At 73.7% G+C, this 7,042-nt stretch carries 7 protein-coding genes; 2 read left to right on the plus strand and 5 right to left on the minus strand.

The features are described from left to right. Positions 1-138: 138 nt before the first annotated feature. From EAO71_RS29345 to EAO71_RS37955, 4 genes are all read right to left on the minus strand, one after another. Complete coding sequence (locus EAO71_RS29345) at positions 139-1,026, minus strand: hypothetical protein (protein WP_147980824.1); 888 nt, start codon at positions 1,024-1,026, stop codon at positions 139-141. Positions 1,027-1,087: 61 nt separating this feature from the next. Then, the gene (locus tag EAO71_RS29350; RefSeq protein ID WP_147980825.1) at positions 1,088-2,095 is read right to left on the minus strand and encodes a hypothetical protein; all 1,008 of its coding nucleotides are present in this window, start codon (positions 2,093-2,095) and stop codon (positions 1,088-1,090) included. Between the two features lie 96 nt (positions 2,096-2,191). Beyond that, entirely contained in the window at positions 2,192-3,355 is a 1,164-nt protein-coding gene (locus tag EAO71_RS29355; RefSeq protein ID WP_147980826.1) for a VWA domain-containing protein, read from the minus strand. Beyond that, complete coding sequence (locus tag EAO71_RS37955) at positions 3,352-3,498, minus strand: hypothetical protein (protein ID WP_187282874.1); 147 nt, start codon at positions 3,496-3,498, stop codon at positions 3,352-3,354. Before EAO71_RS37955 ends, EAO71_RS29355 begins: the two co-directional genes overlap by 4 nt. A 331-nt stretch (positions 3,499-3,829) precedes the next feature. Here EAO71_RS37955 and sucC point away from each other — a divergent pair, with 331 nt between their 5' ends. Together sucC and sucD are read left to right on the plus strand one after the other, a co-directional pair. After that, positions 3,830-5,008, plus strand: a complete 1,179-nt coding sequence (gene sucC, locus EAO71_RS29360) for an ADP-forming succinate--CoA ligase subunit beta (protein ID WP_147980827.1) — start codon at positions 3,830-3,832, stop codon at positions 5,006-5,008. A 20-nt stretch (positions 5,009-5,028) separates the two neighbouring features. Continuing rightward, the gene (gene sucD / locus EAO71_RS29365) at positions 5,029-5,913 is read left to right on the plus strand and encodes a succinate--CoA ligase subunit alpha (RefSeq protein ID WP_147980828.1); all 885 of its coding nucleotides are present in this window, start codon (positions 5,029-5,031) and stop codon (positions 5,911-5,913) included. Positions 5,914-6,041: 128 nt separating this feature from the next. On the opposite strand, the gene EAO71_RS29370 is transcribed toward sucD, so the two are convergent. Continuing rightward, the gene (locus EAO71_RS29370) at positions 6,042-6,923 is read right to left on the minus strand and encodes a SigE family RNA polymerase sigma factor (protein ID WP_410094093.1); all 882 of its coding nucleotides are present in this window, start codon (positions 6,921-6,923) and stop codon (positions 6,042-6,044) included. Between the last annotated feature and the right edge of the window lie 119 nt (positions 6,924-7,042).

Below are 7,042 nucleotides of genomic sequence, written 5' to 3' on the forward strand. Positions count from 1 at the left end.
GACCGCACCCGACCCACCAGGCGCCCCCGGGCCGAGGTCGGACCGGGGGCGCCTGGTGGGTCGGGTGCGACCGCACCCGACCCACCAGGCGCCCCCGGGCCGAGGTCGGACCGGGGGCGCCTGGTGGGTCGGGTGCGGTCAGCCGGCGTAGCCGGGGACGTAGTCCGGGGTGACCGTGCCGGCCGCGCCCTGGACGCCGGTCACGGCGTTGCCCGCGAGCGGGCGGACGCCGTCGGTGACGGAGCCGACCAGGCCCGCGGCGCTGCCGCCGACGCCCTGGACGACCGGCTGGACCTGGTCGACGACCGCGCCGACGAGCGGCTGCACGGAGTCGGTGACGCCGTGGGCGAACCGCGGCGCCTCGGCGACGACCCCGCCGCCCAGCAGTCCCGCGTCGCCGACGACCTGGCCGACGACCGGCAGCACCGCCTCGACCGCGGTGGCGGCGAGGGGCGGCAGCACGTCCTGGGAGGCGGCGGCCACGACCGGGGTCACCTGGCCCTCGGCCCCGGTGACGTACCCGGGCGTCCGCTCCAGCTCGGGCGCGAACGCCGAGAGCGGACCGAAGAGGTAGTCCACCTCCGTGTCCGGCGCCTGGACCTCGGGGGCCTGGAAGCCCGGGGCCCGGAGGTCGAGCGCGTGGAGGTCGGGCGTCTGCGGGGCGGCGGGCGCCGTCAGGTCCGGGGCCTGGAAGCCGGGAGCCTGGAGGTCGGGCGTCTGCGGCGCGGCGGGCGCCTGGAGGTCGGGGGCCTGGAGGTCGAGGGCCTGCGGGGCCGTCGGGGCCTTCAGGTCCGGGGTCTGCGGGGCGGCCGGGGTCTGGACCTTGCCCTGGACGGCGTCCCGGACGGTCTCCTCGGCGCCCTCGGCCGCGCCCTGGACGTCGTCCACGGCGTCGACGACCTGGTCCGGCGTGGACAGCGGGACGGGAACGGGCTGCTCGTCCGCGCTCGCGACGGCGGTGCCCAGTGCCCACACACCGGTGGCGGTGGCGGCGACGGCGAGGGAACGGCGGAGGTTCTTGTTCATGGGTGGATCGATTCCTTCGAATGCTTCGGCGTGAGAGGACAGGCGGGAATGACCGCCTGACCTAGCCGGGGAATTCGAGGACTTCGAGAGCTCTGTCGAGCGGTACGGCGACGGTCGTGGGCAGCGTCGCGCCCCGCACGGAACCGCCGTGGGGTGCGGCCGGGTACACCGCCGCCTGATGCTGGTCGGCGCCCCGGGGCGCCTGGACCTGTCCGGTGCCGGATCCCCCGCAGGGCAGCGAAGGGGCGTGCGCCGGTACGGGGAGGTCGGCGGCCCGTCCGGGTCCGGCCGAGTCGTGCCGCTGCGCCGCCACGTGGCCGGAGCCGCGGAGCGGAGCGTCGGCGGGTGCCGTCCCGGCGGCGGCGCGCGCCGGCGCGCCGGGATCCTGGACCGCCGGCTCGGCGGAGGGTACGGGCCGGGGTGCGGGTTGCTGCGGCGCCGGGACCGGATCCGGGACCGGCAGGGGCAGCGGGAGCGGGAGCGGGACGGAGTCGACGACGGGCCGGACGAGTCCGCCCACGACCGGAGTCTCCACGGCCGTGCGCACGACTGCCCGGACCGTGTCCCGCACGGTCCCGGCCACCTGCTCGACCGGACGCTCGACGACGCGCTCGACCTGACGCGCGGCCGCCGTGGCGGACGTTCCTGCTGCTGCCGCCCGTTGGGCCGGGTGCTCGGCGGCCGGCGCGGACACGCGCTCGCCCACCGGGCCGGTCGCCGGTCCGGACTCGCCCGTCGTCGGCCGGTCGCCCTCGGCCACGCCCTGCTCGGGCGCCACACGGGCCTCGGGCACGACGTCCGCGTCGGGGACGACGTCCGTCTCGGGGACGTCGGGCAGCTCGGGCACCGCCCTCGGCTCGGGCTGCCCGAGCACATCGGTGCCCGGGGCCGCCGGCGACGTCGTCCCGGGCAGTGGCAGGCTCTCCGCCGCCTGTGCCCGGTCGCCGAGGATCATCCCGAGGGCCAGCAGGCCCCCGAGGAACACCAGCACGCCCAGCGCGCGCCGGACCGCCGTGCCGCGCGAGGGGCGCGGGACGGCGACGGGCTGCACGAGGGCGGCTGCGGTCACGAGGAGGAGCCTCCGATGGGGGCGGGCGGAACTATGGCTTCCGCGTACGACACCCCGATGCTTGCACGATCCTCCCCCCGTGACGCAAGTCCCCTGTTACTGATGAGTCGCCATGTCCGGTATGGGCAGTGGTCGTTTCTCGATGGCGGCCGCCATCACGTCGGGAAAGAGGTCGGGCGTGCAGGCGAACGCCGGTGCTCCCAGCGCCGCGAGGGCCGCCGCGTGCTCCCGGTCGTACGCGGGGGCGCCCTCGTCGGAGAGTGCCAGCAGGGCGACGAACTGCACACCGGAGGCCTTCATCGCGGCGACCCGCTTCAGCATCTCGTCCCGGATGCCCCCTTCGTAGAGGTCGCTGATGAGGACCACGACGGTCTCGGTGGGCCGGGTGATCTGCGACTGGCAGTACGCCAGGGCGCGGTTGATGTCGGTGCCGCCGCCGAGCTGTGTGCCGAAGAGGACGTCGACGGGATCGTCGAGCTGGTCGGTCAGGTCCACCACCGCCGTGTCGAAGACGACGAGCCGGGTCGCGATCGACCGCATCGAGGCGAGGACCGCCCCGAACACCGAGGCGTACACCACCGAGGCGGCCATCGAGCCGGACTGGTCGATGCACAGGACGACGTCCTTCTTGACCGACTGCGCCGCGCGGCCGTGGCCGACGAGCCGCTCGGGCACGACCGTGCGGTACTCCGGCAGGTAGTTCTTGAGGTTCGCCCGGATCGTGCGGTCCCAGTCGATGTCCCGGTGCCGGGGTCGGCTGACCCGGGCCGAGCGGTCGAGCGCGCCGGTGAGGGTGGCCCGGGTACGGGTCGCCAGACGCTTCTCCACGTCCTCCACGACCTTGCGCACGACGGCGCGGGCCGTCTCCTTGGTGGTGTCGGGCATCGCCGCGTTGAGCGAGAGCAGCGTCCCGACGAGGTGGACGTCCGCCTCCACCGCCTCCAGCATCTCGGGCTCCAGGAGCAGCGTGGACAGCCCGAGCCGGTCGATGGCGTCGCGCTGCATGACCTGGACGACGGAACTCGGGAAGTACGTGCGGATGTCGCCGAGCCAGCGGGCCACGGAGGGGGCCGAGGCGCCCAGGCCCGCCGAGCGCTCCCGGCCCGCCGGCCGCCCCGGCCCGCGGCCGTAGAGCGCGGTCAGGGCGCCGTCCATCGCCGCGTCCGTGCCCGCGAGGGAGCAGCCCGTGCCGTCCGCCTCGCCGCCGCCGAGGACCATGCGCCAGCGGCGCAGCCGCTCGTCGTGTCCGGTGTCGTTCATCGGCCCGCCTTCTCCGGCTCGTCGTGTCCCAGGAGCAGCCGCAGGACCGGCAGCACCCCGTCCGCCCGCGCCTCGTCGAGGTCCGGGGCGAAGCCCGGCGTGCCCGCCCCCGGCCGGGTGCGTCGAAGGGGACTGAGGTCCATATCACATACCCGTCCGCGTGCCCCTCACCTCGCGGCCGGGCGCGTCGTGAGGGGCGCGGAGCCCTGCTCCCGCCTGCCTCCCGGGCCCCGGGGCCGCCCGCGGCCACCCCTACGGAACGCCCCGTGTCCCCTACGATCTGTGACCCGTATCACCGCTCGGTTGTGACCTGCGATTTAGGGACCCACGCCCCTCGGGGATAACCTGCGAGACGGACATGCCGCGTCCACGGACACCGTGTACGCCTCCCTTGTGACAGCGCAGTCACGTTGCCCTTCGCGGCACGCCCACGCAGACAACGAACCGCGATCATCAGAAAAGGGACGGACGCGCGTGGACCTGTTCGAGTACCAGGCGAGGGACCTCTTCGCCAAGCACGGTGTACCGGTGCTGGCCGGTGAAGTCATCGACACGCCTGAGGCGGCGCGCGAGGCCACCGAGCGTCTTGGCGGCAAGTCGGTCGTCAAGGCGCAGGTGAAGGTCGGCGGCCGCGGCAAGGCCGGCGGCGTGAAGCTGGCCGCCACCCCGGACGAGGCCGTCGCCCGCGCGACGGACATCCTCGGGATGGACATCAAGGGCCACACGGTCCACAAGGTGATGATCGCGGAGACCGCTCCGGAGATCCTCGAGGAGTACTACGTCTCGTACCTCCTCGACCGCACCAACCGCACCTTCCTCGCCATGGCCTCCGTGGCCGGTGGCATGGACATCGAGGAGGTCGCCGCGACGACCCCCGAGAAGCTCGCGAAGGTGCCCGTCAACGCCGTCGAGGGCGTCGACATCGAGAAGGCCCGCGAGATCGTCGCCCTGGCGAAGTTCCCGGCCGAGGTGGCCGAGAAGGTCGCCGAGGTCCTCGTGACCCTGTGGGACACCTTCGTCGCCGAGGACGCGCTCCTCGTCGAGGTCAACCCGCTGGCCAAGGTCGCCTCCGGCGACATCCTGGCCCTGGACGGCAAGGTGTCTCTCGACGAGAACGCCGACTTCCGTCAGCCCGACCACGAGGCGCTCGAGGACAAGGCCGCAGCCAACCCGCTCGAGGCTGCCGCCAAGGCCAAGAACCTCAACTACGTCAAGCTCGACGGCGAGGTCGGCATCATCGGCAACGGCGCCGGCCTGGTCATGTCGACCCTGGACGTCGTCGCGTACGCCGGTGAGAACCACGGTGGCGTGAAGCCCGCCAACTTCCTCGACATCGGTGGCGGCGCCTCCGCCGAGGTCATGGCGAACGGCCTGGAGATCATCCTGGGCGACCCGGACGTCAAGTCCGTGTTCGTCAACGTCTTCGGTGGCATCACCGCCTGTGACGAGGTCGCCAACGGCATCGTCCAGGCGCTGGAGCTCCTCGCCTCGAAGGGCGAAGAGGTCACCAAGCCGCTGGTCGTGCGCCTCGACGGCAACAACGCGGAGCTGGGTCGCAAGATCCTGTCGGACGCGAACCACCCGCTCGTGCAGCGCGTGGACACCATGGACGGCGCGGCCGACAAGGCCGCCGAGCTCGCGGCTGCGAAGTAAGGGACGAGGTCAAGCACACCATGGCTATCTTCCTCACCAAGGACAGCAAGGTCATCGTCCAGGGCATGACCGGTGCCACGGGCATGAAGCACACCAAGCTCATGCTGGGTGACGGCACCAACATCGTCGGTGGCGTGAACCCCCGCAAGGCCGGCACGTCCGTCGACTTCGACGGCACCGAGGTCCCGGTCTTCGGCTCCGTCGCCGAGGCGATGAAGGAGACCGGCGCCAACGTCTCGGTCCTCTTCGTTCCGCCGGCCTTCGCCAAGGCCGCCGTGATCGAGGCGATCGACGCCGAGATCCCCCTCGCCGTCGTCATCACCGAGGGCATCGCCGTCCACGACTCCGCCGCCTTCTGGGCGTACGCGCAGTCGAAGGGCAACAAGACCCGGATCATCGGCCCGAACTGCCCGGGTCTGATCACCCCCGGCCAGTCCAACGCCGGCATCATCCCGGGCGACATCACGAAGCCGGGCCGCATCGGCCTGGTCTCGAAGTCCGGCACGCTGACGTACCAGATGATGTACGAGCTCCGTGACATCGGCTTCTCGTCCGCCGTCGGCATCGGTGGCGACCCGGTCATCGGCACGACGCACATCGACGCCCTCGCGGCGTTCGAGGCCGACCCCGACACCGACCTGATCGTCATGATCGGCGAGATCGGCGGCGACGCCGAGGAGCGTGCGGCCGACTTCATCAAGGCCAACGTCACCAAGCCGGTCGTCGGCTACGTCGCGGGCTTCACCGCGCCCGAGGGCAAGACCATGGGCCACGCCGGCGCCATCGTCTCCGGCTCCTCCGGCACCGCCCAGGCGAAGAAGGAGGCCCTCGAGGCCGCCGGCGTCAAGGTCGGCAAGACGCCGACCGAGACGGCCAAGCTGGCGCGCGCCATCCTCGCGGGCTGACCAGCGGATCTCCGCAGCTGAGAGGGCCCCGCACCCGGGAGACCGGGGGCGGGGCCCTCTCACGTTCCCGGGGCCTTCACAGGTCCGGGGCCCTCGTGCGGCACCTCGCGGGTCCGTCCCGCGGCCGGTCAGTGCGTGTCGGGGACGAGCCGCTCCGGCCCGTGGTGCGGCTGCTTGCGCAGCAGCTCCTGCAGCTGCTTGTCCCCCGGGGTGAGCTGCGGCGAGCCGCCGCGGACCGGGACGCCCTCGACGGTCTGGCCGGGAGCGTTCACCGGGATGTACTCCGTCGGCGCCGTGGCGACCGTGAAGGCGGTCATGGCGATGAGCGCCGCCGTCACGCCGAAGGCCGCACGGGTCCACATCCGGCCGCGCCGCTCGCCCTGCGTGCGGACCGCCGCGGGCTCCGCGAGCGTCGCCGCCGGCGCGTCCGCGACCAGCCGGCCCAGCCGGCGGTGCAGGTCGTCGGGGTGGGCGAGCTCGGGGACGTGCGTCCCGATGACCGTACGGGCGTGCAGCAGCCGGTTGGCGGCGGCGGGGGTGCTCGCCTCGGTCTCGGCGGCGGTCTCCGGCAGGTCGAGACCGAGTCCGTCGTAGAGCAGCACCGTGCGCCGGTGCGGCGGCGGCAGCTCCAGCAGGGCGCCCAGCAGGGCCCTTCGGTCGGGCTCCGCGGGCGGGCCGTCCGGATGCCGGTGGGCCCGGCGCAGCCGGTGCCAGGGGGAGAGCGCGTACTCGTACGCCGCAGCCCGGACCCAGCCCACCGGGTCGCGGTCGACCGCGACCTCGGGCCAGCGCTGCCAGGCGAGCAGGAAGGCGTGCTCCACGGACTCCCGGGAGAGCCCTCGGCGTCCGGTGAGCAGGTAGGCCTGGTGGACGAGGCCGGGGGCGGCGTGGGCGTACAGCGCGTCGAAGGCCTCCTCGGGGGTGAGGGCGTCCCGGTCCGCGGCGGCTCGCCGCAGCTCACCCCGGGGGACAAGCAGCTGCAGGAGCTGCTGCGCAAGCAGCCGCACCACGGGCCGGAGCGGCTCGTCCCCGACACGCACTGACCGGCCGCGGGACGGACCCGCGAGGTGCCGCACGAGGGCCCCGGACCTGTGAAGGCCCCGGGAACGTGAGAGGGCCCCGCCCCCGG

Source organism: Streptomyces sp. MS191, assembly GCF_008042125.1.
GTDB lineage: Bacteria > Actinomycetota > Actinomycetes > Streptomycetales > Streptomycetaceae > Streptomyces.

What these genes read in the sequence shown, in the direction of transcription:
- EAO71_RS29355 (WP_147980826.1), bottom strand. Translation starts at nt 3,355, where the DNA reads ATGAACGACACCGGACACGACGAGCGGCTGCGCCGCTGGCGCATGGTC.
- sucD (WP_147980828.1), top strand. Translation starts at nt 5,029, where the DNA reads ATGGCTATCTTCCTCACCAAGGACAGCAAGGTCATCGTCCAGGGCATG.
- EAO71_RS29345 (WP_147980824.1), bottom strand. Translation starts at nt 1,026, where the DNA reads ATGAACAAGAACCTCCGCCGTTCCCTCGCCGTCGCCGCCACCGCCACC.
- EAO71_RS37955 (WP_187282874.1), bottom strand. Translation starts at nt 3,498, where the DNA reads ATGGACCTCAGTCCCCTTCGACGCACCCGGCCGGGGGCGGGCACGCCG.